The organism is Yoonia sp. I 8.24, assembly GCF_022096995.1.
GTDB lineage: Bacteria > Pseudomonadota > Alphaproteobacteria > Rhodobacterales > Rhodobacteraceae > Yoonia.
Genome location: NZ_JACXGQ010000009.1, coordinates 77,891 through 102,478, shown reverse-complemented (window position 1 = coordinate 102,478; position 24,588 = coordinate 77,891). Strand labels below are relative to the sequence as shown.

General features: G+C 54.5%; 29 protein-coding genes. 11 read left to right on the top strand and 18 right to left on the bottom strand.

The genetic code is table 11. The annotated features are described in order from the left end of the window. Entirely contained in the window at nt 1-1,725 is a 1,725-nt protein-coding gene (locus Yoon_RS16150) for a sensor histidine kinase (protein WP_238113609.1), read from the bottom strand. A 3-nt stretch (nt 1,726-1,728) separates the two neighbouring features. Then, the gene (locus Yoon_RS16145; RefSeq protein WP_238113608.1) at nt 1,729-2,430 is read right to left on the bottom strand and encodes a response regulator transcription factor; all 702 of its coding nucleotides are present in this window, start codon (nt 2,428-2,430) and stop codon (nt 1,729-1,731) included. A 300-nt stretch (nt 2,431-2,730) separates the two neighbouring features. On the opposite strand from Yoon_RS16145, the gene Yoon_RS16140 reads away from it, so the two are divergent. From Yoon_RS16140 to Yoon_RS16130, 3 genes are read left to right on the top strand one after another with little or no spacing between them, the layout of a single operon-like run. Next, complete coding sequence (locus Yoon_RS16140; protein ID WP_238113607.1) at nt 2,731-4,329, top strand: phosphoenolpyruvate carboxykinase; 1,599 nt, start codon at nt 2,731-2,733, stop codon at nt 4,327-4,329. Nucleotides 4,330-4,389: 60 nt separating this feature from the next. Further along, the gene (locus Yoon_RS16135) at nt 4,390-4,926 is read left to right on the top strand and encodes a DUF3859 domain-containing protein (protein ID WP_238113606.1); all 537 of its coding nucleotides are present in this window, start codon (nt 4,390-4,392) and stop codon (nt 4,924-4,926) included. 43 nt (nt 4,927-4,969) lie between these two features. Then, entirely contained in the window at nt 4,970-5,374 is a 405-nt protein-coding gene (locus Yoon_RS16130) for a hypothetical protein (protein ID WP_238113605.1), read from the top strand. Nucleotides 5,375-5,394: 20 nt separating this feature from the next. On the opposite strand, the gene Yoon_RS16125 is transcribed toward Yoon_RS16130, so the two are convergent. After that, a complete protein-coding gene (locus tag Yoon_RS16125) occupies nt 5,395-6,165 on the bottom strand; it encodes a sulfite exporter TauE/SafE family protein (RefSeq protein ID WP_238113603.1) in 771 nt (256 codons plus the stop codon). A 149-nt stretch (nt 6,166-6,314) separates the two neighbouring features. On the opposite strand from Yoon_RS16125, the gene Yoon_RS16120 reads away from it, so the two are divergent. Next, nucleotides 6,315-8,000: an acyl-CoA dehydrogenase family protein gene (locus Yoon_RS16120; protein ID WP_238113601.1), complete on the top strand. Its 1,686-nt coding sequence runs from the start codon at nt 6,315-6,317 to the stop codon at nt 7,998-8,000. Here Yoon_RS16120 and recO read toward each other — a convergent pair. The 13 genes from recO to folK form a co-directional block, all read right to left on the bottom strand. Beyond that, nucleotides 7,997-8,722, bottom strand: coding sequence for a DNA repair protein RecO (gene recO / locus Yoon_RS16115; RefSeq protein WP_238113599.1), 726 nt, complete (start codon nt 8,720-8,722; stop codon nt 7,997-7,999). The two genes, Yoon_RS16120 and recO, sit on opposite strands and share 4 nt — an antisense overlap. 264 nt (nt 8,723-8,986) lie before the next feature. After that, the gene (locus Yoon_RS16110; RefSeq protein ID WP_238113597.1) at nt 8,987-9,313 is read right to left on the bottom strand and encodes a DUF1491 family protein; all 327 of its coding nucleotides are present in this window, start codon (nt 9,311-9,313) and stop codon (nt 8,987-8,989) included. A 12-nt stretch (nt 9,314-9,325) separates the two neighbouring features. Further along, the gene (era, locus tag Yoon_RS16105) at nt 9,326-10,243 is read right to left on the bottom strand and encodes a GTPase Era (protein WP_238113595.1); all 918 of its coding nucleotides are present in this window, start codon (nt 10,241-10,243) and stop codon (nt 9,326-9,328) included. After that, nucleotides 10,240-10,920: a ribonuclease III gene (gene rnc, locus Yoon_RS16100; protein WP_238113593.1), complete on the bottom strand. Its 681-nt coding sequence runs from the start codon at nt 10,918-10,920 to the stop codon at nt 10,240-10,242. Before rnc ends, era begins: the two co-directional genes overlap by 4 nt. Then, nucleotides 10,917-11,600: a signal peptidase I gene (gene lepB / locus Yoon_RS16095; RefSeq protein WP_238113592.1), complete on the bottom strand. Its 684-nt coding sequence runs from the start codon at nt 11,598-11,600 to the stop codon at nt 10,917-10,919. The genes rnc and lepB (Yoon_RS16095) overlap by 4 nt, the downstream gene beginning before the upstream one ends. 4 nt (nt 11,601-11,604) lie before the next feature. Next, nucleotides 11,605-12,438: a signal peptidase I gene (gene lepB / locus Yoon_RS16090; RefSeq protein WP_238113591.1), complete on the bottom strand. Its 834-nt coding sequence runs from the start codon at nt 12,436-12,438 to the stop codon at nt 11,605-11,607. Nucleotides 12,439-12,490: 52 nt separating this feature from the next. Continuing rightward, complete coding sequence (acpS, locus tag Yoon_RS16085; protein ID WP_238113590.1) at nt 12,491-12,892, bottom strand: holo-ACP synthase; 402 nt, start codon at nt 12,890-12,892, stop codon at nt 12,491-12,493. After that, nucleotides 12,889-13,512 (bottom strand): LysE family translocator, encoded by a 624-nt coding sequence (locus Yoon_RS16080; protein WP_238113589.1) that lies wholly within the window; start codon nt 13,510-13,512, stop codon nt 12,889-12,891. The genes acpS and Yoon_RS16080 overlap by 4 nt, the downstream gene beginning before the upstream one ends. Next, complete coding sequence (locus Yoon_RS16075) at nt 13,509-14,255, bottom strand: pyridoxine 5'-phosphate synthase (protein ID WP_238113588.1); 747 nt, start codon at nt 14,253-14,255, stop codon at nt 13,509-13,511. Before Yoon_RS16075 ends, Yoon_RS16080 begins: the two co-directional genes overlap by 4 nt. A 28-nt stretch (nt 14,256-14,283) precedes the next feature. After that, nucleotides 14,284-14,958: a DUF2062 domain-containing protein gene (locus Yoon_RS16070; protein ID WP_370642196.1), complete on the bottom strand. Its 675-nt coding sequence runs from the start codon at nt 14,956-14,958 to the stop codon at nt 14,284-14,286. A gap of 25 nt (nt 14,959-14,983) precedes the next feature. Then, nucleotides 14,984-17,116, bottom strand: coding sequence for a bifunctional (p)ppGpp synthetase/guanosine-3',5'-bis(diphosphate) 3'-pyrophosphohydrolase (locus Yoon_RS16065; protein ID WP_238113585.1), 2,133 nt, complete (start codon nt 17,114-17,116; stop codon nt 14,984-14,986). Between the two features lie 39 nt (nt 17,117-17,155). Continuing rightward, nucleotides 17,156-17,509 (bottom strand): DNA-directed RNA polymerase subunit omega, encoded by a 354-nt coding sequence (rpoZ, locus tag Yoon_RS16060; RefSeq protein WP_090201487.1) that lies wholly within the window; start codon nt 17,507-17,509, stop codon nt 17,156-17,158. A gap of 99 nt (nt 17,510-17,608) precedes the next feature. Then, nucleotides 17,609-18,187, bottom strand: a complete 579-nt coding sequence (folK, locus tag Yoon_RS16055; RefSeq protein ID WP_238113582.1) for a 2-amino-4-hydroxy-6-hydroxymethyldihydropteridine diphosphokinase — start codon at nt 18,185-18,187, stop codon at nt 17,609-17,611. 108 nt (nt 18,188-18,295) lie between these two features. Here folK and Yoon_RS16050 point away from each other — a divergent pair, with 108 nt between their 5' ends. From Yoon_RS16050 to Yoon_RS16025, 6 genes are all read left to right on the top strand, one after another. Continuing rightward, a complete protein-coding gene (locus Yoon_RS16050) occupies nt 18,296-18,871 on the top strand; it encodes an NYN domain-containing protein (RefSeq protein ID WP_238113580.1) in 576 nt (191 codons plus the stop codon). 91 nt (nt 18,872-18,962) lie between these two features. Continuing rightward, complete coding sequence (gene ispH / locus Yoon_RS16045; protein WP_238113578.1) at nt 18,963-19,913, top strand: 4-hydroxy-3-methylbut-2-enyl diphosphate reductase; 951 nt, start codon at nt 18,963-18,965, stop codon at nt 19,911-19,913. Nucleotides 19,914-19,925: 12 nt separating this feature from the next. After that, a complete protein-coding gene (locus Yoon_RS16040) occupies nt 19,926-20,528 on the top strand; it encodes a class I SAM-dependent methyltransferase (RefSeq protein ID WP_238113576.1) in 603 nt (200 codons plus the stop codon). After that, complete coding sequence (gene rnhA / locus Yoon_RS16035) at nt 20,521-20,970, top strand: ribonuclease HI (protein ID WP_238113574.1); 450 nt, start codon at nt 20,521-20,523, stop codon at nt 20,968-20,970. The genes Yoon_RS16040 and rnhA overlap by 8 nt, the downstream gene beginning before the upstream one ends. Then, nucleotides 20,967-21,593 carry a trimeric intracellular cation channel family protein gene (locus Yoon_RS16030; protein ID WP_238113573.1) on the top strand — a complete coding sequence of 209 codons (627 nt, stop codon included), beginning with the start codon at nt 20,967-20,969 and terminating at the stop codon, nt 21,591-21,593. The genes rnhA and Yoon_RS16030 overlap by 4 nt, the downstream gene beginning before the upstream one ends. 38 nt (nt 21,594-21,631) lie before the next feature. Then, nucleotides 21,632-21,961, top strand: coding sequence for a hypothetical protein (locus Yoon_RS16025; RefSeq protein ID WP_238113572.1), 330 nt, complete (start codon nt 21,632-21,634; stop codon nt 21,959-21,961). On the opposite strand, the gene Yoon_RS16020 is transcribed toward Yoon_RS16025, so the two are convergent. Together Yoon_RS16020 and Yoon_RS16015 are read right to left on the bottom strand one after the other, a co-directional pair. Further along, nucleotides 21,958-22,935 carry an NAD(P)H-quinone oxidoreductase gene (locus Yoon_RS16020; RefSeq protein ID WP_370642195.1) on the bottom strand — a complete coding sequence of 326 codons (978 nt, stop codon included), beginning with the start codon at nt 22,933-22,935 and terminating at the stop codon, nt 21,958-21,960. The two genes, Yoon_RS16025 and Yoon_RS16020, sit on opposite strands and share 4 nt — an antisense overlap. Next, nucleotides 22,932-23,624, bottom strand: a complete 693-nt coding sequence (locus Yoon_RS16015) for a COQ9 family protein (RefSeq protein ID WP_238113571.1) — start codon at nt 23,622-23,624, stop codon at nt 22,932-22,934. The genes Yoon_RS16020 and Yoon_RS16015 overlap by 4 nt, the downstream gene beginning before the upstream one ends. A 108-nt stretch (nt 23,625-23,732) precedes the next feature. Here Yoon_RS16015 and rpsU point away from each other — a divergent pair, with 108 nt between their 5' ends. Further along, entirely contained in the window at nt 23,733-23,939 is a 207-nt protein-coding gene (rpsU, locus tag Yoon_RS16010; protein WP_008231221.1) for a 30S ribosomal protein S21, read from the top strand. Nucleotides 23,940-24,588 lie beyond the last annotated feature (649 nt).

The following is a 24,588-nucleotide window of genomic DNA, read 5'->3' as shown; positions in this document are numbered from 1 at the left end:
CTAAATTGGAAGGCCAACGACGAAACGCGCACCAAGCGGGTCAGAGGTTGGGTCAGCTTCTGTCGGCCGGATATTTTCAGCCCAGATCACGCCGTCATGTGCCTCAACGATTTGCTTTGAAATCGCAAGCCCGAGACCCGAATTATTTCCGAACTGACCCTCTGGGCGTTCAGAATAAAACCGCTGGAAAATTTTGGCCAACGCGTCCTCTGGAATACCCGGACCGGTGTCTTCGACGACGACAAGCACCCGGTTTTCACGTTTACGAGCCCAAATGCGGATCGCGTCACCTTCTTCGCAGAACGATACGGCGTTGGTGATCAGGTTGACAAAGACCTGTGCCAATCGCCCTTCAAGTCCCCGGACTTGAATCGCCTCATTCGGCAAATCGGCCACAAATTCGATCCCCTTTGAAAGCGCCTCTTTGCCGAGGAAATCGATGATATTTTCAAGCATTTTGATCAGATCAAAGGCTTGCTCTTCTTCCTTGACCAATTCGCTATCAAGCCGGGACGCATTGGAAATATCACTGACCAAACGATCAAGCCGTTTCACATCATGTTCAATCACTTCCATCAGCTTTTGGCGCTGATCTTCGCGTTTCGCGAAGGGCATCGTCCCAACCGCAGAGCGCAAGGACGCAAGCGGGTTCTTAATTTCATGGGCCACATCAGCCGCAAATTGTTCGTTGCCTTCGATCCGTTCGTAAAGCGCAGACACCATCCCGCGCAAGGCGCCAGAAAGGCGCCCAATCTCATCGGGCCGGGCGGTCAAATCAGGAATGCGTACACGTGCAGCAGACATTTTGCGCGCGTTACGGTCATGGCTTGCCTCTGCTGCGGTGGCAAGATCAGCAAGTGGGTTTGCAATCGTCGAAGCCAGCACCAAGCTCAGCCCCACACTGACAACAATTGCAACCAAAAAAAGGCGTAGCACTTGTTCGCGCTCTCGCTGCACAAGGCTGTCAACTTCACCCGCTGCGGTCATCACCGCAACAACGCCAACCGCCGTGCCATTTTGTATGATTGGCGTAGTCACAATAAAACTGGTCACCGCGCCGATTGTCGTCGTTTCTAGGTTGGTGCCCCCGGTAATAGCCTGCCGCACTTTTTCCTGCGAAAGCGCCAAAAGCTGTTGTTCAGGGGTCAGAGTGTCACCCCTGTTGATCGTCATTGACGCGATGCCTGTCCAGATTTTTGACAAGAAATCGGTTAAGAATGTGCCGCCTGTATGGCTTTCAAGCTCTGCAAGCTCTTCTTCATTCAACTGGCCCGTTGCGGTTGCGACGAGGGTTGCATCAAGGGAAAAGACTGACACTTGCACCCCGCCGCGCAGATTTAGACCCGCGAGCGTTTCAGCGGGATCAATGCCATCTGCAGTCACAAAATTCACCGGGGCTGTATTTGGCAGTTGCGCCTCGAACACATCGGAAATCAACCGTGCCTCGTTGACCAGACCTTGCGCACGTTGATAGGCAAGGTGGTCACGCGATGGGCTCATGTACAGCACGCCCGCAATCAGCAAAATCATCGCGATCAGATTGATCATGATAATTTTGCGGGCAATCGGCGAGCGGCGCAACGATAACAAGCCACCGCGCGACAGCGTGACTTCGCCATCAGCATCAGGGAGCGCCCAATCATCGCCAAGCACCAGATCAGGATCACGCGCAGCCGCGCGCACTGACTGTAAATTGCGAACGTCGATCTTGGGTGCGGCGGTCATCCGCTACTCTTCGTTATAGCGATATCCGATACCATAGAGCGTCTCGATGGCAGAGAATTCGTCATCGGTGTTCCGCATCTTTTTGCGCAGCCGCTTGATGTGGCTGTCAATGGTTCGGTCATCTACATACACTTGGTCGTCATAGGCCACGTCCATCAGCTGATCACGGCTTTTGACAAAACCGGGTCGCTGGGCAAGGGCCTGCAACAGCAGGAATTCCGTTACGGTCAGGGAAACGTCGCGCCCTTTCCATTTTACCGCATGGCGCAAGGGGTCCATCACCAATTCGCCGCGTACCATAACTTTGGTTTCTTCGGTTTCTTCGACTTCTTCACCTGCAATGGCATCCTGACGGCGTAGCAAAGCGCGAATGCGTTCAACCAACAAACGTTGCGAGAATGGTTTCTTGACGTAATCGTCGGCCCCCATACGCAGGCCAAGAACTTCGTCGATTTCATCATCTTTTGAGGTGAGAAAAATCACCGGCATGGATGTCTTTTGGCGCAGGCGCTGCAACAGATCCATGCCGTCCATGCGCGGCATCTTAATATCCAGCACGGCAAGATCAGGCATGCGCTTATTGAACGCGTCAAGCGCAGACTGACCATCGTTATGTGTCTCGACTTCGAACCCTTCGGCCTCAAGTGTCATCGACACAGAGGTCAGGATATTTCGATCATCATCGACCAATGCAATTCTGGACATCTATCTTATTCCTTAATGGCCGTTCTCAATGGGTTATCTTTAGTCATTCCGTTTTCATCCTTTTGACAGGGCGAATCAATCCCCAATTGATGAGTTGCCACATTTTTGCCGCAATTGGTGCAGTTTTGCAGGTTTGCACGCTAACAATTCTTGGGTGCAAAACTAAATTTCGCGGGTGATTGCGCTAACATGCATATGATTGCGCTAACTACAGCAAGTCGGGCTATGAAGCCGCGAAACCTTGGTGTTAAGGAGACCTATCGCAGGCCATACCGGCCACATCATTTAAGGAGCGAACCCATGGACCAAGGTACGGTCAACCCATCGATGAAACTTGAAGATCAAGGCATCACAGGGCTGGGTTATGTGTATTATAACCGCTCTGAACAAGAAATGCATGAGGCCGCAGTTGCCGCAGGCGAAGGCGTTACCGGGAAAGGCGGCACATTCCTTGTGACCACCGGCACGCACACAGGTCGGTCGCCGAAAGACAAATTCGTCGTGCGCACCCCGTCTGTCGAAGATAAAATCTGGTGGGAAAACAACCCGCCTATGGCAGCTGACAAATTCGACGTGCTCTACGCAGATATGCTCGCGCATATGCAAGGCGGCAAATACGAGGTTCAAGACCTATTTGGCGGTGCCGACCCCGCCCACCGTTTGGATGTGCGGGTTATCACTGAACTGACGTGGCACGGGCTGTTCATCCGGCACCTTTTGCGCCGCCCAAGCGCAGATGAGTTGGAAACATTCGCACCAGAGTTCACCATCATCAACTGCCCGACCTTTAAGGCAGACCCTGAAAAACACGGGTGCCGGTCGGAAACTGTGATTGCGCTCAACTTTGATCGCAAACTGATCCTGATCGGCGGCACAGAATACGCGGGCGAAAACAAGAAATCCGTGTTCACCTTGCTGAACTACATTCTGCCCGAAAAAGATATCATGCCGATGCATTGCTCTGCCAACCATGCGCCGGGCAACCCGGTTGATACGGCTGTTTTCTTTGGGCTGTCAGGCACCGGGAAAACCACGCTGTCTGCCGACCCATCACGGGTGCTGATCGGCGATGATGAGCATGGCTGGTCCGATCGTGGTACGTTCAACTTTGAAGGTGGCTGCTACGCCAAGACCATCGGTCTGGATCCAAAAGCAGAGCCAGAGATCTACGCAACATGTTCTATGCCGCACACGGTCATCGAAAACATGGTGTTTGATCCAGAAACGCTGGAATTGGACTTCGAAGACGATAGCCTCACCGCCAACATGCGCTGCGCTTACCCGTTGAACTACATTTCCAACGCATCGGAAACCGCGCTTGGCGGGCACCCGAAAAACATCATCATGCTGACCTGCGATGCCTTTGGGGTCTTGCCACCAATCGCACGGCTGACACCAGCACAAGCGATGTACCACTTCCTGTCAGGCTTCACATCGAAGGTTGCCGGCACAGAGCAGGGCGTCACAGAGCCAGAGCCAACATTCAGCACATGTTTCGGCGCGCCCTTCATGCCACGCCGCCCAGAAATCTATGGCAACCTCTTGCGCAGCAAAATCGCCAGCCACGGCGCAACCTGCTGGTTGGTGAACACCGGCTGGACAGGCGGTGCATATGGCACCGGGTCACGCATGCCGATCAAAGCGACACGCGCGCTTTTGACCGCAGCGCTTGACGGATCATTGTCCGAAGGCGCCTTTACCAAAGACCCGAACTTTGGCTTCGAAGTGCCATTGGATGTGGCTGGTGTCGATAACGCGCTTTTGGTCCCACGCAACACTTGGGCTGACCAATCCGCCTATGACGCGCAGGCTGCAAAGCTGGTACAGATGTTTAGCGATAACTTCGCAAAATATGTGCCGTTCATCGATGATGACGTGAAATCAGCCGCAATCGGCTAGGGCTTATGGTGGATCAAGATCCACCTTACGTTCACAGCGAACCAACGCTATGGTCAGCCTATGAAACATTGGCTGGCCATTTTTGTTTTGATCATCGCGCCCTCTTTCGGGGCGGCCGCGCCTGATATGGTCAGCACGGAAATCGCTGAGATCGAAATCGGTATCCTCTGCGCACCCGACACAGTCACGACAAGCCCCGCGCCTGATACGCTTGCAGGGATCACCCATGTGGTCGATGAACCGCCCAGCTTTGTCTCAAACAGCCAAGTGGTACCTGCAGCCTTTGGGGTCGGGTTTGGCGTGCGATCACGCGCGCTGCGGGCAGAGGGGCTTGATAACGTCACTATAGTGATCACCCACCCGCCCATGGGCGACAATGGCGCCACGACGCAAAGTTACACTACTGGGATCGACGGCGGCGGCGGGTCGTTTACATTCTACCAATTTGACTATGCCTACGAATTGCAAACCGGTCAGTGGACGATGACCGCAATGCGCAATGATAAACCACTTTATTCCGTGAGCTTCGATGTCGTCGCCCCCGAAACACGGCCCGATCTCGCTAGCGTATGTGGGTATATGGGCATGTTGTCATAGGGCCAGGTTCACCCTGCAAACGAAACCAAAAGAGACCGCAAACATGAACTGGCTATCGGACATTACCATTTTCAATGAAAGCACAGCCTATACGGTTCCAGAAGATGTTTCGATTTACCGTACCCTCGAAGATATGTGTTCGGGAATGGAGCCTTGGATGGTTGAAGCCGGTGGCATCGGCTTTGCATTGAACGGACTAGGTGAGCGTCTAACTCTCGATTTAGATGGCGAAGACGTGGTCGGATCTATTGATAAAACTCGCCCAGCAGATCCAGAAACGGCCCTCGCGTGGCTACGTTTCGTCGCCGAAAACAAACGGGACGCACGCATTTTGCGATCTAAAAAGAAACCCGGTTTGTTTAGGGGCCCGTTGATTGTGGGTGAGTTAGAAGCCAAAGGTGCATTTCCCGACACGGTCGAGGGCCTACTTGCCTATATTCATCTATAAAAGTGATGTTTTAGGAAACCCTACCCCATCAGCCCCCGCCGGATCAGGTTTGCCCCAGCTAAAACCAAAACCCACAATGTGACGCGCCGAAATCGTTCTTGATCGAACCGATCCCCAAGCTTGAACCCAAGCCACATCCCTATGATCGCAGGAACCACCAGTAACGCCGAAAGCGGCCAAGTTTGCGCGTTCAGCACACCAGACCGCAGATGCCCAAGCAGCAACATCACCGATCCAAGCCCATAAATCACACCCTGCACCGCCATCTGACGTGCGCGCGGTGTGTCTAAGGCCAAAAGATACAGCACCGTCGGCGGGCCCCATGTCCCGGCCAACCCGCCGAGCGCGCCCGATACAGCCCCCGCACCCCATTCAAACACACGCCGATAACGCTGTGGAATAAGCGGATGCCATCCGATCAATTGAATAATGCAGAGCCCAACCACGGGCACCCCAAGCACCAAAAACATCGTATCCGCCGGAATACTGCGCAAGAATTGCGCGGACACGAGGATCATCACGCAAACAATCGACACATAGCGCCAATGCTCTTTAAATCCTGCCCACGCGGGGCCAAGGCCAGCGCGTGCAACCTGCATCGCGTTGGTCACCACAATCGGAATGATAACCCCAGCCACAACCGTTTGCGGGTCAATCAATATCCCCATACCAGACACCATAATCAACGGCATCGCAAACCCAACGGCACCTTTTACGAATCCGCCGACCAAGGTGATGGTGCAGGCGAAAAGCAAGAGAGGAAGCGACAGAATGGCAAAAAGATCAATCATGCGCCCTGCATACGCGTTAGCGATCTCGCATGCATTAGCCAAATTCACTGCGACACTTTACGTCAAATTTACGCTATATTTCGAATTAATATTGCGCTGCGACCGCAAAATGACTATCTCTGCACGTGCAAACAAAGAGGATTCGACAGATGCCGCACGATGGTCAGGACTTACCCAATGCCACCACCCCGATCTTAGGGGATCTGCTCGACCTTACCGCAACTGCGCTTGACGCGGTCGATGACGTCTTCGCACGCGCCAAATCAGCGGTCCGCGCCACGGTAACGGACGGCGAGAGGGTCAGCGCACGGTTGATCGAACAGCACCAGACCGCAGCGCATGGGCTGGCTTGGCTCGCGACCTATACTCAGGCGCTCCACCAGATGCACAATTGGGCGACACGTCTGCAAGCAGATGGTAAATTTGGCGACGTCGAACAATTGATCCATCAAATCGCCTTTGGCGAATACCTGTGGCAGATTTACGGTGGCATCCCGATGAGCCAGGGGGAAATTCTCCGCCTGCAAGACATTGGACTTGCCCAAGATGATATGCGCGCGCTCATGCAGCCCGCGGTGATGACCCTGACCCAAGCAGGCAACACCCAAACCGCGCGCACGCAGCTTGTCGCGCTCATGCAAGACCAATCCGCCAATGTCACTGTCGGGGTGACCGGACTTGATGACGAATTGGAAATGATCCGGGAACAATTCCGCCGGTTTAGTGTCGAAAAAATTACGCCTCACGCACATGAATGGCACCTCAAAGACGAATTAATCCCGATCGAGGTGATTGATGAAATGGCCGAACTGGGCGTCTTTGGCCTGACTATCCCCGAAGAATACGGCGGGTTTGGGCTGTCCAAAGCATCAATGTGCGTTGTGTCCGAAGAACTTTCTCGCGGCTATATCGGTGTGGGCAGCCTTGGCACCCGTTCAGAAATTGCGGCGGAATTGATCCTATGCGGCGGCACAGAAGAACAAAAACAGCAATGGTTGCCCGGCATTGCAAGCGCTGAAATCCTGCCAACAGCGGTCTTTACCGAACCAAACACCGGCTCTGATCTCGGCAGCCTGCGCACCCGCGCAGTCAAATCCGGCGACGACTGGGAAATCACCGGCAACAAAACATGGATCACCCATGCGGCCCGCACGCATGTCATGACCCTGCTCGCACGCACAGATCCTGACACCACCGATTATCGCGGGTTGTCGATGTTCTTGGCTGAAAAGACACCCGGCACCGTCGAAGAACCCTTTCCAACCCCCGGCATGACTGGCGGCGAGATCGAAGTGCTCGGCTACCGCGGAATGAAGGAATATGAGCTTGGCTTTGACGGGTTCCAAGTCAAAGGCGCGAACCTGCTTGGTGGCGAGACGGGTAAAGGGTTCAAGCAATTGATGCAGACCTTTGAAAGCGCGCGCATTCAAACCGCCGCCCGCGCCATTGGGGTGGCGCAATCCGCGCTGGATTTGGGCCTGCAATACGCACAAGACCGCAAGCAATTCGGCAAATCTCTGATCGATTTCCCACGCGTCTCAGGGAAATTGGCGATGATGGCCGTTGAAATCATGGTTGCACGGCAGCTCACCTATTTTAGCGCCGCTGAGAAAGACAACGACCGCCGCTGCGATCTTGAGGCAGGTATGGCGAAACTACTGGGTGCGCGTGTCGCGTGGGCCTGCGCCGATAACGCCTTGCAAATTCACGGCGGCAACGGGTTTGCGCTCGAATATCAAATTAGCCGTGTGCTTTGCGACGCGCGTATCCTGAATATTTTCGAAGGGGCCGCCGAAATTCAAGCGCAAGTGATTGCGCGTCGCGTGCTGGACTAACAGCGCGCAATCGCATCAATCAACCGCGACCGTGCAGATGGGATCGGCCGATTGCCAAGCGACGCGATTAGGCGGTGTTCGAGAAAATAACCTGTGGTCCGTAACGCAGTTACAATATCGGCGTTACTGGCCTCACCCTGCCCGGCCAAGACGGGGGGCAAAGGCAGTAATCGATCAGCCCATTCGCCTGCGGCTTGCCGGCTTACCGCGCGCCCGGTTTTGGGCGAGACATAGATCAATTCTTCATTGGTGCCGCGCACTGCGCAGGCTGACAGATCCATGCCAAACCCCATCTCCTCTAACAAGGCCTGCTCCCACCGCAGATAGGCCAAGGGCCATATGTCCGCTTGCCCCAGCAGATCCAAGAGCCCAATCGTACGTGTATAAAGCGCAGGGTGCGGTGCGCGCTCGGGCAAAACAAGCGATAGAATTGCACAGGTCGCATTCAACCCTGCAAGCGCCAGACGTTCGCCCATTGCAACGGCTGCGCGGCTGCGGATCGGTTCGACCGTAAAGGCACCAATATGGCTTTCAAGCCGTGCTTTCCACGCGACCGCCAGCTGGGCGCCAGGCTGAAGTATCGGCGCAATTTTACGGCTGGTCCCACCACGTACCACCCCGGCGTGCCGCCCCTGCGTCGGGCTAAACACGTCGATGATGACCGAGGTTTCGCCAAACGGGCGCGTCGCCAGCAAGACGGCCTCATCGCGCCATTCAATCATTGGGGTTTGTCCAGATCATTGTGCTATATCAGCGGGCGGGATCGCAAATTGCAAGCCTCGGCCGCCTCCGGCGGGAGTATTTGGGGCAAGATGATATTATACCACCTTACCCCAGTGAACGGCTTACGCCACATCACCTCGCACGGCCATCGGCTCTCCAGCCTGTACCGCAAGACCAGGTTACGAAATGTTGCTTAACAATCGGTTACTCGTGACCTTTTGCATATCATCTTGCCCCAAGTACTCCCGCCGGAGGCATCAAGGTTATGTAAGCCCCGGCTCATCTAGCAAATGACGGCCCTGACGGTCTTCGACCTCGATCACCCATAGGTCGGCATCAAACCCACGTTGTTTTTGAATTGATGCATCAACAAGCGGCTCGTCACCTTCGACCGAAACAACCCACTTGCGGTCACCCGTCATCAGATCAAAGCCACGTTGATAGCAACACGCCTTGCCATCCAGCGTATTCAGTTTCACCAAAACAGCGCCTGCGGTGGCATCACCGCGCGCCACGACAAAGGCGGGAATATCTTGCAACCGCAACCGTGTTAGATAGGCTGAAACCCAGATATCTGCCGTCAGCCGCATAAGATGGCCCAGCTATGCATTGCCGTCTTTGAAATCCAAACCCATTTCGGAGTAGCGCTCAGATTCTTCGAGCCAGTTCGGCCGCACCTTCACTTTCACAAACAGATGCACACGACGACCAAGGAATTCTTCGAGTTCAAGCCGTGACGCCTGGCTAACCGATTTCACGGTCTCGCCACCTTTGCCCAACACGATCCCCTTATGACCATCACGTGCGACATAGATCAACTGATCAATGCGGGCAGAGCCATCAGGGCGTTCTTCCCAATTTTCGGTTTCGACCGTCAGCTCATAGGGCAATTCTTGGTGCAAGCGCAGGGTCAGTTTTTCACGGGTCATCTCGGCGGCGATCATGCGCATTGGCAGGTCCGCGATCTGATCTTCGGGATAAAGAAACGGGCCCTCCGGCACTTGTTCGACCAACCATTTGCGCAGCGCATCGCAGCCGTGGCCGCGTTCAGCCGAAATCATAAATGTGTCCGCAAACGGGTAGGCATCATTCATTTCTTTGGTCAGCGCCAACAGTACTTCGGATTTCACCTTGTCGATCTTATTGATCGCCAGCGCGACCTTAGCCTTGCCACTACGTTCGGCCAGCGCTTCAAGGATTGTTTTCACCCCATCGGTCATACCCCGATGCGCCTCGATCAATAAGACCACGACATCCGCATCCGCCGCCCCGCCCCAAGCGGCGGCGACCATCGCACGGTCCAGACGGCGGCGCGGCTTAAACAGACCCGGCGTATCGACAAAAATCAACTGTGCGTTGCCTTCCATCGCGACGCCACGAATGCGGGCGCGCGTGGTCTGCACCTTATGGGTCACAATCGATACTTTCGCACCGACCATCAGGTTCAAGAGCGTGGACTTCCCAGCGTTCGGTTCGCCGATAAGCGCGACAAATCCCGCCTTGGTTGGAGCATCAGTCATGACTTAACTTTCTTTAAAAGAGCGGTCGCCGCAGCCTGTTCGGCATTGCGCTTTGCGCCTGCGCTCGCTTGCTCGGACGGGCCAGAGGCGAGACGCACCTCAATTGTAAACACGGGGGCATGGTCAGGTCCAGTGCGCGCGACCTCGACATATTGCGGGGGGACTTCGCCACGGGCCTGCGCCCATTCTTGCAAAGCCGTCTTGGCATCACGGGCGTCAACGGCAACATTTTGTACCCGTGCACCCCAAAGACGCAGCACCGCGTCGCGCGCGACCTCAAACCCACCGTCTTGGTAGATCGCAGCGATTACAGCCTCCATTGCGTCAGCCAGCAAAGCTTCTTTACGGCGCCCGCCTGACTTCATCTCAGAACGACCAAGCTTCAGGACCGCGCCCAGATCGATCTGACGCGCCACTTCAGCGCAGGTTTCGCGGCGGACGAGCGCGTTATAGCGTGGAGCCAACAGACCTTCGGGTGCGGCCTGATCAGCCTGCAAGAGCGCGTCTGCAATCACGAGGCCCAACACCCGGTCGCCCAAAAACTCTAGCCGCTGGTTATCATCGCGATGCGGGCTGACCATCGACGAATGGGTTACCGCACGCAGCAGAAATTCCGGCTTGGCGAACTGATAGCCAAGCCGGTTTGAAAACGCGGTGAGTTCAGCTGAGATCTTCAATTTATACCAACGAAATAGCGGTCACTACGCCACGTCCAGAATGCAAGAAACGAAGGGCCTGACGCCGAAAACAGCACTACTTTTGCACGCCCGACAACATTTTCAACGGGGACAAGCCCCATCCCACCCGCGCTTTGAGAAAACCGGCTGTCAGCGGAATTGTCACGATTATCGCCCATAAAAAAGAAATGCCCTTCCGGAACCGTGATGTTTAAAGTGTTGTCCATTGATGTGTTCCCAATATCAAGCGTTTGGTACCATGTGCCGTTTGGCAATGTCTCGATCTGTTGCCCCTTTTCGCAGTGTTCGTCATATGCAACAGGCCCATTGTTACATCTTGGCCATGCACCAAGTGAGCCTTGCGAAACAAAAACCTCCACAAATGGATCAATTGCTTCGACTTCAACAGAAACCTCATTAATATAGAGAACTCCGTTCCTCATCTGAATCGTGTCCCCGGGCATACCAATCAAACGTTTTACATAATGCTGATCATTCAACGGATGCCGGAATACCAAAACCTCGCCTCTTGCGAAACTTTCATCTGATTGAACGACGTTTAGATAATCACCAACAAGAAGTGTCGGCTTCATTGAACCTGACGAAATAAAATACGGATTCCACGCCAAATCAGCCAGATGTGCTACGGCCAATAATGGAGAGAACAACCAAAACAGCATTGATCTAATCGTAAGCCTTAAAGAAACGATCAGGGCGCCATGTCCAAAAATACAGCATCGATCGCCCTGCGGAAGAAAAGATCACACGATCCGCGCGCCCGATCAGATCTTTGCGTTCGACAAAACCAACGCCGCCGGTGGCCTGTGGGAAACGGCTGTCTGTGGAATTATCGCGGTTATCGCCCATGAAGAAAAACTCATTCTGCGGCACGACAAAAACTTGTGTGTTGTCTTGCTGGCGGTTGCCCGTATTCAAGATGCTATGGCTGACACCGTTTGGCAGTGTCTCAATTTGGCGTTCTTTAACGCATTCAGCGCCATCCCCGACAGCACCGTTGCTACACGACGGCATACGCCCTTGCGGGCCTTGCGGTTCAGAGATTTCAACAAAGGGTTCTGCGTCTTCAACGGTGACGGCAACGTCATTGATATACAGCAGGCCCTCTTTCATCTGAATGCGGTCGCCGGGGAGGCCGATCAGACGTTTGACGAAATCTTGACCCGTTACCGGGTGGCGGAAGACCACGATGTCGCCGCGCTCTGGATCGGATCCAAATAGACGGTCATCGTAATCTTCGGCGAAACCACAAAACTTGTCCGCACCAAGGTTCAAGAATGGGATAGACGGGCAAGAAGCATAGGAATAGCCGTAAGCCATCTTGTTCACGAATAGAAAATCGCCGACCAACATCGTGTCTTTCATCGACCCTGACGGGATCCAGAACGGCTGAAACAAGATCGTACGAAACAGCCCAGCAATGACCAGCGCCCAGAAGACGGTTTTGACCGTTTCAATGACGGCTGCGACGGGCCCAGTTTTTTCGGCTTGTTCGGCCATTACCAATTCCTTTTAGGTGTTTGTGGCTACATGCGGCGGCGCGCCCGTCCTGTCAAGGCGCAGGGCGGGCCTCGATCACGACAAAGGCCTGTGCCCAAGGGTGATCATCGGTCAAAGTGACGTGAATAACGGCTTTGTGTCCCGATGGCGTCATGGCGTCCAGCCGCTCTTTGGCCCATCCGGTGACTTGCATTGTGGGTTGCCCACTGCGCATATTGCTGACCGCCATATCTTTCCACGAAATCCCCATGGCAAGCCCAGTGCCCAGCGCCTTTGAGCAAGCCTCTTTCGCGGCCCAGCGTTTTGCGTAGGTACCAGCAACATCTTTGCGCCGTTCGGCCTTAGCCTGTTCGATGTCAGTGAAGACACGGTTACGAAACCGATCCCCAAACCGATCAAGCGTACCTTGGATGCGCTCAATATTCGCAAGGTCGGTGCCGATCCCAAGGATCATTGCAATCGCGCCGTCAAAATTTTAAAACTAGCCACGCCGAAAAAGCCCGCAAAGATCGCATCAAACCAGCGACTGGTGCGTGCATAACCGGCCACAATACGTTCAGATGAAAAGATCAAGGCATACCCCAGAAAGATTAGGATCGATCCAGCAAAAAGCAGGCCAAAATAGTTCAACAGCATCAATGCGTTCGCATCAGCGGGTGCCACAATCGCATAAATGGATCCCCAGCCCAGTACTGCTTTGGGATTCGTTAGGTGGATTGCAGCTCCCTTTGCGAATAACACGCGCGCACTGCCTGAAAATGGCGTACCTGCCTGCCCGACCTTCTGTGTAGTGGCGCGACGTAAAGCTTTGATAGAAAGCCACCCCAAGTATGCCGCGCCCACGTAACGGATAAGTTCAAAAAGCCAGACATTGGTCATCATGATGGCCGACAACCCCAACGCAGCGGTAATACCCCAAATTGCGGATCCAGCTAAAATACCCAATGCAAAGAACAGCGCAGCCCCACGTCCCGAGGCCATAGCTGTACCCGCAATGCCAAGTGTAGCAGGCCCCGGTGAACCACCCGCAAGCAACCAAGCAAACCAAATTGCGACAAACTCTAGCGTGATCATGTCCGTGCCAAGTCCATACACCGCCGCATTTCCGAAATTGCAGGTCCAAGGCCACGGAATATTGCCTCACCGATGATGAAATGACCTATATTTAATTCACGCACCTGTGGCAGCGCGGCAATCGGGGTGACGCTTTCATAGGTCAACCCGTGGCCAACATGCACCTCTAACCCCAATTCATAGGCGTAGGCCGTCATATCAGTAATCTTCGCCAATTCGCTATCGCGTACGTCCCAGCGTTCTTCGGCCCATGCATCAGCGTAGGCACCGGCGTGCAATTCGATCACTGGGGCACCGATGCGTGCGGCGGCTTCTACTTGGGCTTTGTCGGCGGCGATAAACAGCGACACACGCGATCCCGCATCAACAAACGGTTTGATGTAATGGGCCAGCTTATTGTCTTGTTGCGCAACCTCTAACCCGCCTTCGGTGGTTTTTTCTTCGCGCTTTTCAGGCACGAGGCAGACCGCATGAGGTTTATGACGTAGGGCAATGGCTTGCATTTCTTCCGTCGCGGCCATTTCAAAGTTCAGCGGCACGGACAGCTGATCGACCAGTCGATCAATATCGCTATCGATAATATGACGGCGATCTTCGCGCAGGTGGGCAGTGATCCCGTCTGCGCCAGCCTCTTGCGCCATCAATGCCGCGCGCACCGGGTCCGGCAGGTTGCCGCCACGCGCATTGCGCACGGTCGCAACATGATCAATATTCACACCAAGACGTAGTTTTTCGGCTGCCATCACGATCCCCTTTTCTGGGACACTAGGATTATCCGGGGCTGTCGTCACCCGTGTTTTCAGGTTTTTTATTCAGCTGGCTAAGCTTGTTGCGTAGCACCTTCCGTCGGCGTTTTTGATAGACCGAAATCAAAGGCACGCAGGTGTAATAGGCACCCGCGCCGCAGAGAATGCCCGGAATGATCCCACCAATCATATAGGGTAGAAACAGCTCGTGGTAGAATTCAGCCAGCCCATGCCAATCGGCGCGCGCAGGTGTGAACATCGCCATGAAATTATGGGTAATGTCGGAAAATGCGTTGCCAAAACGACAGCCGAGCCCACAAAATTCCGCCGCGCGGTCACCAAAGCCAAAGATCGCCGCGTTAAAGGGCCGGCCAAGCAGAAAATGCCCCATCGATAAGGCCGCTACCCCAATGGGGATATAGGTCAATGGGTTGCCAAAGAATGTGCCCAAAAGCGCCGCTAATAAATTCCCGCGCATCACCTGTGCAAGAAGCACCGCAATCACAAAATGCAGCCCATAAAATGGGGTAAACGACGCGAACACGCCGACGGCGATGCCCCGCGAAATTTTTTCAGGTGTGTCAGGTAGGCGGCGCACACGGTGTTTGACATATTCGAACGCCCGCGCCCAACCGCCGCGTGGATAGATAAAATCGAGCACGATCTGCCAGATCGGTCGCCTATCCCTGCGCTTAAACACCAAAACTTTTTCCTTAACTGGCGCGTTAGCTGCGCCGCATATTTGACAGCGCCGGGTCACGGTGCCGCACAATCGACGATACATTACTCTCCGCCTCTAGTGCGGTCATGACCCGGTGCAGATGCTCTGTGTCGCGTAGATCGACATCGATCAGTAACCTAAAGTAGTCTGGTTTCCGGTCGATGAACTTGAGGTCAGAAATATTTGCATTCTGTTCGCCGATCAATGTGCAAATACGTCCCAGCACGCCAGAATCGTTGGTGATCGTTACGTCAAAGGTCACCGTGTTGACGGCGGCGTGAGTTCCTTCGTGCCAATGCAGATCAACCCAGCGTTCGGGTTGGTCTTCGTAGTCGGCCAAGGCTTCGCAATCGATCGCATGAACGACAACGCCCTGCCCGCGAAACGCAATCCCTAGAATACGTTCACCCGGCACAGGCTGGCAGCAGGCCCCGCGCTGTTGTTCTTGTCCTACGGCAAGCCCAACAACGGCGCGATTCTTATCGACTTCTTCACCGTCACGCGCTTCGAGCTCAGGATAGATCGCGCGCACGACATCACGGCCAGTGATTTCTGCACTGCCCAGTTGCGCCAACAATTCATCGGCATCTGAAATCGCCATCGCCTTGGCCGCGGTAGTAAGCGCCTTGTCAGTCGCCTTTTTACCAACATTTTCGAAAGCCACGCGCGCCAGTTCACGGCCCAGACGCACAAAACGTCCCCGATCTTCTTCGCGCAGGCTACGACGGATCGCGGTCTTTGCACGGCCCGTAACGGCGATTTCAATCCATGTCGCTTGGGGTGTCTGGCCTTCCGCGGTGATGACCTCGACCGATTGGCCGTTTTTTAGCCGGGTCCACAACGGCACGCGAATGCCGTCCACCTTTGCACCGACACAGGCCGACCCAATGCGCGTATGGATAGCATACGCAAAATCAATCGGCGTCGCGCCGCGTGGCAGTTTGATTACATCCCCCTTCGGGGTGAAACAAAACACCTGATCGGTGTACATTTCAAGCTTCACGGCTTCGAGAAATTCATCGTGATCCTGATCATCGTCAAGCCGTTCTGTCAGTGATGCAATCCAATGCACCGGATCAACAGCAAAGCGGTTTTCGACCCGTTCACCGTTCTTATAGGACCAATGCGCGGCAACGCCGGTTTCGGCAACCTCGTGCATTTCGCGGGTCCGGATCTGGACCTCAACCTGTTTGCCATCTCGGCCCGACACGGTTGTGTGGATTGATCGATAGCCGTTGGTTTTCGGTTGGCTGATATAATCTTTAAAGCGGCCCGGCACAGCGCGCCAGCGCTGGTGAATCGCACCTAAAACGCGGTAGCAGTCGGCTTCGGTCGCGACGATAATGCGGAACCCGTAGATATCAGCGAGGCGGCTAAAGCTTTTATCTTTTTCCTGCATCTTGCGCCAAACCGAATAAGGTTTTTTGGCGCGGCCCGATACTTCGGCGACGATGCTCACTTTTTCGAGTTCAACCCGCATGTCGGCGGTAATCTTTTGCACCACATCGCCCGCTTCGCGTTGCAGGGTGATAAAACGGCGAATGATTGAACTCCGCGCATCCGGGTTCAAGACACGAAACGACAGATCCTCAAGCTCTTCGCGCATCCATTGCATCCCCATGCGCCCCGCAAGCGGCGCATAGATATCCATGGTTTCGCGGGCCTTTTGGGCCTGCTTTTCATCACGCATTGACCGGATGGTGCGCATATTGTGCAAACGGTCTGCCAGTTTGACCAAGGTCACCCGCAAATCCCGCGAGGTCGCCATAAAAAGTTTGCGAAAATTTTCAGCCTGTTTGGTCTGGGTTGACGACAGTTGCAGATTGGTCAGCTTCGTGACGCCATCAACCAAATCAGCAATTTCGCGACCAAACCGGGTTTCAACATCAGCAAAGGACGCTTTTGTGTCCTCGATTGTGTCATGCAACAGCGCGGTGATCAGCGTGGCATCATCCATCTGTTGTTCGGCCAAAATACAGGCAACGGCAACAGGGTGGGTGAAATAGGGCTCGCCAGAATGGCGAAACTGACCTTCATGCATGTCGGCGCCAAACGCATAGGCATCGCGCAGAAGGTCCGAATTTGAGTTGGGGTTATATGCGCGGACCAGATCGATCAGTTCGTTAGCGGTCGTCATCTGGTCCAGCACCTATCTTTGTAGGCCGGCAAAGGCCTTTTAGCGCTGGCCTTGCGCTTCCATCAGCGCGCGCAGCAGTTTTTCTTCGGACATGTCGTCTTCAACAGGCTTGTCGGCCTCTGCGCCCATCAGCAAGGACATGCTATCTTCTTCGGGCTCATCAACTTCGATCTGAGTCTGGTTCGCTTCGATCATCCGCTCGCGCAGATCATCGGCTTGCTGCGTTTCCTCGGCGATTTCGCGCAGGGACACAACTGGGTTCTTATCGTTGTCACGGGCGACGGTAATCGGCGCACCAGCGGCGATTTCGCGGGCACGGTGGGCCGCAAGCATCACAAGATCAAAACGGTTCGGTACTTTATCGACGCAATCTTCTACGGTGACGCGGGCCATTGGCGTACTCCAGTCGGACAAGGGAACATAGCAAGAGCGCTGTTTATTGCGAAACAAAACGATTGACAAGGGGTGCAGGCCGGAACCGGCGGATAATTATTATGCCGCACCGCGCCACGTAACTTCTGCTAAGTCCTTGGCGGGCAAGGCATCACGCATTTCGGTGACCGTCTTTTGTAACACAGGATGCACCCAATGCGGGGCCACATCGCTTAGCGGAACTAAAACAAAGGACCGATCCTGCATGCGTGGATGCGGAAGAATCAATTGATCAGGCGCGTTACTTTGCTGCTCCTCAGAAGTTAATTCGCACCAGTGCGTGTAAGTTTGCACGTCAGGCAGGATCCTTTCGCCGACCGCGATCAAATCTAAATCAAGCGTCCGCTGCCCCCAACGCACCTTGCGCGTGCGTCCGGCCATCGCCTCGACCTCGTGTAACTTGGTCAGAACCGCGCTGGGCGTATCGGTTGTGGTGATGGCCATTGCCGCGTTCACGAAATCGGGACCAGCACCCTTTGGGAATGCCGGGGTGCTATAAAAATCGCTAAAAATGGGATTCGAATTTGAAATACCCGCCACTATTTTCATGGCTTTTAGTACAGTTTCCGCAGGGTCACCAAAAACTGAATTTTCGTTACTCCCGAAGGCGATAAGCACAATTTCCAATTCTTCTATCATTTTCGCCACTTGCCAGTTAAGCTTAAGACATTACAATACTGGGACCCCAGCACAACACACACCACTCACTGTTTGCTGGCAACGTGTATATTTTTGAAAGGATATTTCATGTTTTATCGGGACGAGCGTCTCGCGCTCTTCATCGATGGCTCAAATCTTTATGCAGCTGCAAAGTCGCTGGGCTTTGACATCGACTACAAACTACTCAGGCAGGAATTTATGCGCCGCGGCAAGATGTTGCGCGCGTTCTACTACACCGCTTTGCTTGAGAATGACGAGTATTCGCCAATTCGCCCTTTGGTTGATTGGCTTAACTACAACGGCTTCACCATGGTGACCAAACCGGCCAAAGAATACACCGACAGTATGGGCCGCCGTAAGGTCAAGGGAAACATGGACATTGAATTGGCCGTGAATGCGATGGAGCTCGCGCCGCATGTCGATCACGTCGTGATCTTCTCTGGTGACGGCGATTTCCGTCCGTTGGTTGAAAGCCTGCAACGTCAAGGCGTACGTGTTTCCGTGGTTTCGACAATCCGCAGTCAGCCACCGATGATCGCTGATGAACTGCGCCGTCAGGCCGACAACTTCATCGAATTAGACGAATTGCGTGATGTGGTGGGACGCCCAACACGTGAACCTCGTCCTGAATTCGTTGGCGAAGTCGCAGACGACAGCGAATAAATCTTCCGCCAGACGGGCAACTGTCTGGCGTCCTCTACTGGACGCGGCGGCGTCAAGGTCTTACCTCTAGGGTAACCACCCGAGGATAAAAATGACCCAATCCCCTTTGACTTTATACCTTGCTGCCCCGCGCGGATTTTGTGCAGGCGTTGATCGTGCGATTAAGATCGTCGAAATGGCGATCGAAAAATGGGGCGCTCCCGTCTATGTCCGCCATGAAATCGTACACAATAAATTTGTGGTCGATGGGCTGCGCGATTTGGGGGCGGTTTTCGTCGAAGAACTGGAAGAATGCCCCGATGATCGCCCTGTAATTTTCTCGGCGCATGGGGTTCCCAAAGCAGTGCCAGCAGCGGCTGCGAAACGCGAAATGGTTTATGTTGATGCGACCTGCCCGCTGGTGTCCAAAGTCCATATCGAGGCCCAACGCCACGCTGACAACGGGTTGCAAATGATCATGATCGGCCACGAAGGCCACCCTGAAACCGTTGGGACAATGGGGCAATTGCCGGACGGCGAAGTACTGCTTGTTGAAACCGTCGCAGATGTCGCCACCGTGCAGGTCCGCGACCCGGACCGGCTTGCCTTTGTGACCCAAACAACCCTGTCAGTCGATGACACGATTGATATCGTGGCCGCACTCAACGCACGTTTTCCCAAAATCGTTGGCCCCCATAAAGAAGACATCTGCTACGCCACCACAAACCGCCAAGAAGCGGTCAAAGCAATCGCACCAAAATGCGACGCAATCTTGGTCGTCGGCGCCCCGAATTCGTCAAACTCTAAGCGTTTGGTTGAGGTCGGCGCGCGCGCAGGCTGCCCCTATGCGCAGCTGGTGCAACGCGCGACCGATATCGACTGGCGCGCGCTAGACGGCATTGCATCAATAGGAATCACCGCAGGCGCATCCGCCCCAGAAGTCCTGATCAACGAAGTCATCGATGCTTTCCGCGCGCGTTATGACGTGACCGTCGAACTGGTTGAAACCGCACAAGAAAACGTCGAATTCAAAGTGCCTCGCGTTCTGCGCGAACCAGCATAGGAAATGCATGTGATGCCTGATCAAGACACGATCGCAACCTATAACGCCAAAGCGGCTGATTACGCCAAATTCAACAAAACGGATCATCCCGACGCGGACCTTCAGGCCTTTATCGACATAATGCCCAAAGGCGCACATGTGCTTGATTTAGGTTGCGGGCCTGCAAGCGCCTCTGCGCATATGCGCGACGCCGGATTGCTCCCCGATCCGGTGGACGCCGCCCAAGGCATGGTCGATCTGGCCAATCAAACCCATGCAATCAACGCCCGCCTCGCGCGCTTTGACGATATCACCGCGATAGCCACATATGATGGGGTCTGGGCGAATTTTAGCCTGCTGCACGCCCCACGCGCTGCATTGCCCGGACATCTGCAAGATATATGCAACGCCTTGAAACCCGGCGGTATTTTTCATATCGGCATGAAAACCGGGACGGGCAAGGCACGCGACGCAATTGCGCGGCTTTACACATATGTCGAAGTGGTAGAGCTCAAGGACTTGCTGCACGCTGCGGGGCTCACGGTCGTTTTCACACGCGAAGGCGTTGGAAAGGGGCTTGCCGGAACAAATGACCCCTTTGTCATCATGCGCGCCAAGAAAGTGACCGATGCCTGAACTATTTGCTTACACCGACGGGGCTTGCTCTGGAAATCCAGGACCGGGTGGCTGGGGTGCCGTGCTGATCGCACGCGATGGCGAAACCGTCGTGAAAGAGCGTGATCTCAAAGGCGGTGAAGCCCATACGACCAACAACCGCATGGAGCTTCTCGCAGCGATTAACGCGCTTGAAACGCTCTCCAACGCGTCCAAACTAACGCTGGTCACCGACAGTTCATATGTCAAAGACGGGATCACGAAATGGATTTACGGTTGGAAATCCAAAGGGTGGAAGAAAAAGGGCGGCGAGATCAAGAATATTGACTTGTGGCAACGGCTTGACGCGGCGCGCTTGCGCCATGACGTGACATGGGAATGGGTCAAAGGGCATGCTGGGCACCCCGAGAATGAGCGTGCAGATGAATTGGCCCGCGCTGGCATGGCGCCGTTCAAAAAATGACCGTGCTCGCGTTTCTTGATTACGCTTCGGTTTTTGTCTTTGCCCTGACCGGTGCCTTGGTCGCCAGCCGCGCGCAGCTTGATTTGGTGGGCTTTGTCTTTATGGCCAGTCTTACCGCTGTTGGCGGCGGCACCTTGCGCGATATCATTTTGAACCGCGACACCGTATTTTGGGTCGCACAGCCATCCTATATCGGGGTGGCTTGTCTGGCTGCATTGCTTGTCTTTTTCACCGCGCACCTGCTTGAAAGCCGCTATCGCACGATTGTCTGGCTGGATGCCTGCGCGTTGGCCATAGCGGTGCCCGCCGGGGTCGCGGTCGCTGTCGCGATGGGCCAACCGCCCAGCATTGTTGTGATCATGGGGATTATTACCGGGTGTTTTGGCGGGTTGATGCGCGATGTGGTCTGCAACGAAGTCCCGCTGGTACTCAAACAAGGCGAACTCTACGTCACTTGCGCCCTGCTCGGCGGGGTTGCGGCAAGTCTCGCGCACTACTTTGGGTTACCGCAGCCGCTCGCGCTATCGATCTGCGCAGGCAGCGCATTTGCTCTGCGAGCAGGCAGCATCGCGTTCGGCTGGCACCTGCCTGTTTATAGAGCCTTTCCCCCGCAGCAAAAATAGATCCGTTATAAAGGAGTATAGAATAAAGGAGATATTCAGTGCTAAATATACTTATTATCGTTGCGGCAGGCGTATTTTCAGGTTGGGCTGTCGCGATAAATCTTTCTAAATACCGGGCCGGAAGTCCGTTTCGCGATCTAATCTATGTCTGCATTACAATAATCTCAGCTCTGTCTATTTGCGCTGCATCTTCCGCCGTGATGTTTAAAGTGAATATTCTTGAGCTTCCCTCACCCAACGCCGGGCTAGGAGAGTTACTTTTCAACAGCTGGGCTGTTACAAGTTGGGCGAGCTTACTTGTCGTTCCAATTGTTTTGATTATTTCGATGTCGGAACGTCGCAAAAACCGCGTTCCGGACCTACACTAGTCATTTACGCGCAGCACTATCTTCCCGATATGTGCGTTGCTTTCCATCCGTGCGTGGGCCGCAGCGGCATCGGCAAGTGCGAATTCTTGGTCCATCACCGGGGCGATATCGCCCGCTGCGATACGTGGCCAGACCTGCGTGCGCAGTTGATCTGCAATCCACGCCTTGGCCAGATCAGATTGCGGGCGCAGCGTTGATCCGGTCAACGTCAACCTCCGCATCATCACCTGCATCAGGTTAATATCGACCTTCGGCCCTTGCAGAAATGCGATTTGCACCAATCTACCGTCATCCGCCAAAGATTTGATATTACGCTGAATATACGGGCCGCCCACCATATCAAGGATCAGATCAGCCCCACCAAGCGCTTGCATTTTTTCAACAAAATCGACATCGTGATAGTTAAAGGCAGCTTCGGCCCCCAAGCCCATGCAGGCCGCGCATTTTTCATCGCTCCCAGCGGTGGTGAAGACACGCGCGCCAAAGGTTTTCGCTAGTTGAATTGCAGTTGTGCCAATCCCCGACCCGCCGCCATGGACCAGAAACCGCTCGCCGGCCTGCAATCCACCGCGCATGAAGACATTCGACCAAACCGTAAAGAATGTTTCCGGCAGACAGGCCGCCTGCGCCATGCTCAGCCCCTTTGGGACGGGCAAGCAATGCGCCGCAGGCGTGGCCACGTATTCGGCATAGCCACCGCCGGGCAAAAGCGCACAAACCGCATCTCCTACCGCCACAGATGTCACGCCCGCGCCAATCGCGGCAACGGTGCCTGACGCCTCTAGTCCCGGAAGATCACTCGCATTCTTGGGCGGGTTATATAGGCCCGCGCGCTGCAACGCGTCCGGACGGTTCACGCCAGCATAGGCGACTTTAATCACCACATGATCATAGGCAGGCGCGGGCATTGGGCGGTCGGTCAGGGTCAGCACTTCTGGCCCGCCGGGGGCGGCGATTTCAACGGCTTTCATCATTGCGGATCCTTCCAAACACCGGGGAGGTCATCGCGCGCAGCCGCTGACGGTGCCTTTACCCCGGCTAAAATACGGTCAAGCGGTCCGGTGAGCGGCTTGAATAGCGGGTTTGCTTTTACCCGCGCTTTGACTTTTTCAAATTGCATCACGCCTTCGATACGGCGGTCAATAAACGCATCGGTGGCTTCGCCATCGAGACTTTCATCACCCAGCCAATACAGCACAACAGCGGCATATACGGCGGTTAACGTCATGCGTTTGCTGTACCAATTCGCATCTTGTGATGTATCCCCCAAGGCCGTCCAAATCGCATCGGCGGTGCCCCAGATCAGTTTTGTGCCGTCCGCCGCCATATGCGGCATCGCAAACAGGGTTGTGCCACGGCGCACGACCTCTTTGTCATCAACCGCGGCCAGCCGCAGGCGAATCGCCATTGCCACTTTGTCGCGAAAGCGCATGTCGGATAGATCAGCCGTGGCCAATGACGCCACCATCGCCGCGTCGCCTTGCTGATGGAACGCAATTGCCAAATCCACAGCACCACGCGGACAGATTGCCGCCGGATCATCAAGCCCAATATCCTTTGCAGCCATAGCCAATGCGGCGGGCGACCACCCATCAAAGACGACATGCGGCAGAATTGCGTCCAGCAGCGCGGCTTTGGTGGGATCAATCATAGTCTGTGTCATTGGCGTTCTCCTCGCGGTGGCGGGTACTAGACAAACGGGCCCGTCATTGCTATGTGCCCATTTCCTGCAATTTTTGCAAATCCAACTTAGAGAGGTGGTGAAAACCACATGCAGGTTAGTGTTCGTGATAACAACGTCGATCAGGCGTTGCGTGCTCTGAAAAAGAAACTTCAGCGTGAAGGCGTTTTTCGTGAAATGAAGCTTAAGCAACATTTCGAAAAACCGTCCGTCCGTAAGGCGCGTGAAAAAGCAGAAGCTATCCGTCGTCAGCGCAAGCTGGCTCGGAAGAAGCTCCAGCGCGAAGGTTTGCTCTAAGCAATCCTACGTGAGGAATAGAAACCCCCGTCTGAGCAATCAGGCGGGGGTTTTTTATACCTGTAATTGTACCGCGCTTCGGATGCTGCAGATAGATAAACCCTTCCAAAAATAACTAACTTCATATAAACGCGATTTCCTATCCTTTTAGCCACGTAACAACCTTAGCCAAGTACCGTTATGGTGGTTGGAGGTTTTCGAAAGTAGAAACCGGGCATTGGAGGTTAAATTATGGCGACTGCATCCTTCGCTGTTTTAGGCGCTGACGTTATCCAAGGTGGAAACATCAGTACAAACTCCAGTGGTGGCAACAACAATGCCGGTACCGTTTCGTTTCAAAACGGCTCAAGCGTCTTTGACGCCGATGACCTTGTTGTATTCGAAGTCACCAATCCAACCGCGGATGGCGAAATTGGGAACGGGAGCGCGATCTCTGATCTCACGATATTTGATAACTACGCGGATTATCAGGCCTACCTCGCAAGCGTCGCCGCAGGAACACCAGATGCGTCGTTGATAAAATACAACTACGCGCCTCAAAACCCGGGACAGACCGCGAATGTTCAATCTGACATCTCTGGCCTTGGCGATAGTTACGTCAGGTTTAACGCCAATGTGCTGATCCCATCCGACGGCGGCCCAACGCTCA

Bases quoted from the DNA above. Each gene is read 5' to 3' on its own strand.
- Yoon_RS16150 (WP_238113609.1), bottom strand. From the start codon at position 1,725: ATGACCGCCGCACCCAAGATCGACGTTCGCAATTTACAGTCAGTGCGC.
- Yoon_RS16145 (WP_238113608.1), bottom strand. From the start codon at position 2,430: ATGTCCAGAATTGCATTGGTCGATGATGATCGAAATATCCTGACCTCT.
- Yoon_RS16140 (WP_238113607.1), top strand. From the start codon at position 2,731: ATGGACCAAGGTACGGTCAACCCATCGATGAAACTTGAAGATCAAGGC.
- Yoon_RS16135 (WP_238113606.1), top strand. From the start codon at position 4,390: ATGAAACATTGGCTGGCCATTTTTGTTTTGATCATCGCGCCCTCTTTC.
- Yoon_RS16130 (WP_238113605.1), top strand. From the start codon at position 4,970: ATGAACTGGCTATCGGACATTACCATTTTCAATGAAAGCACAGCCTAT.
- Yoon_RS16125 (WP_238113603.1), bottom strand. From the start codon at position 6,165: ATGATTGATCTTTTTGCCATTCTGTCGCTTCCTCTCTTGCTTTTCGCC.
- Yoon_RS16120 (WP_238113601.1), top strand. From the start codon at position 6,315: ATGCCGCACGATGGTCAGGACTTACCCAATGCCACCACCCCGATCTTA.
- recO (WP_238113599.1), bottom strand. From the start codon at position 8,722: ATGATTGAATGGCGCGATGAGGCCGTCTTGCTGGCGACGCGCCCGTTT.
- Yoon_RS16110 (WP_238113597.1), bottom strand. From the start codon at position 9,313: ATGCGGCTGACGGCAGATATCTGGGTTTCAGCCTATCTAACACGGTTG.
- era (WP_238113595.1), bottom strand. From the start codon at position 10,243: ATGACTGATGCTCCAACCAAGGCGGGATTTGTCGCGCTTATCGGCGAA.
- lepB (WP_238113592.1), bottom strand. From the start codon at position 11,600: ATGCTGTTTTGGTTGTTCTCTCCATTATTGGCCGTAGCACATCTGGCT.
- lepB (WP_238113591.1), bottom strand. From the start codon at position 12,438: ATGGCCGAACAAGCCGAAAAAACTGGGCCCGTCGCAGCCGTCATTGAA.
- acpS (WP_238113590.1), bottom strand. From the start codon at position 12,892: ATGATCCTTGGGATCGGCACCGACCTTGCGAATATTGAGCGCATCCAA.
- Yoon_RS16080 (WP_238113589.1), bottom strand. From the start codon at position 13,512: ATGATCACGCTAGAGTTTGTCGCAATTTGGTTTGCTTGGTTGCTTGCG.
- Yoon_RS16075 (WP_238113588.1), bottom strand. From the start codon at position 14,255: ATGGCAGCCGAAAAACTACGTCTTGGTGTGAATATTGATCATGTTGCG.
- Yoon_RS16065 (WP_238113585.1), bottom strand. From the start codon at position 17,116: ATGACGACCGCTAACGAACTGATCGATCTGGTCCGCGCATATAACCCC.
- rpoZ (WP_090201487.1), bottom strand. From the start codon at position 17,509: ATGGCCCGCGTCACCGTAGAAGATTGCGTCGATAAAGTACCGAACCGT.
- folK (WP_238113582.1), bottom strand. From the start codon at position 18,187: ATGATAGAAGAATTGGAAATTGTGCTTATCGCCTTCGGGAGTAACGAA.
- Yoon_RS16050 (WP_238113580.1), top strand. From the start codon at position 18,296: ATGTTTTATCGGGACGAGCGTCTCGCGCTCTTCATCGATGGCTCAAAT.
- ispH (WP_238113578.1), top strand. From the start codon at position 18,963: ATGACCCAATCCCCTTTGACTTTATACCTTGCTGCCCCGCGCGGATTT.
- Yoon_RS16040 (WP_238113576.1), top strand. From the start codon at position 19,926: ATGCCTGATCAAGACACGATCGCAACCTATAACGCCAAAGCGGCTGAT.
- rnhA (WP_238113574.1), top strand. From the start codon at position 20,521: ATGCCTGAACTATTTGCTTACACCGACGGGGCTTGCTCTGGAAATCCA.
- Yoon_RS16030 (WP_238113573.1), top strand. From the start codon at position 20,967: ATGACCGTGCTCGCGTTTCTTGATTACGCTTCGGTTTTTGTCTTTGCC.
- Yoon_RS16020 (WP_370642195.1), bottom strand. From the start codon at position 22,935: ATGATGAAAGCCGTTGAAATCGCCGCCCCCGGCGGGCCAGAAGTGCTG.
- Yoon_RS16015 (WP_238113571.1), bottom strand. From the start codon at position 23,624: ATGACACAGACTATGATTGATCCCACCAAAGCCGCGCTGCTGGACGCA.
- rpsU (WP_008231221.1), top strand. From the start codon at position 23,733: ATGCAGGTTAGTGTTCGTGATAACAACGTCGATCAGGCGTTGCGTGCT.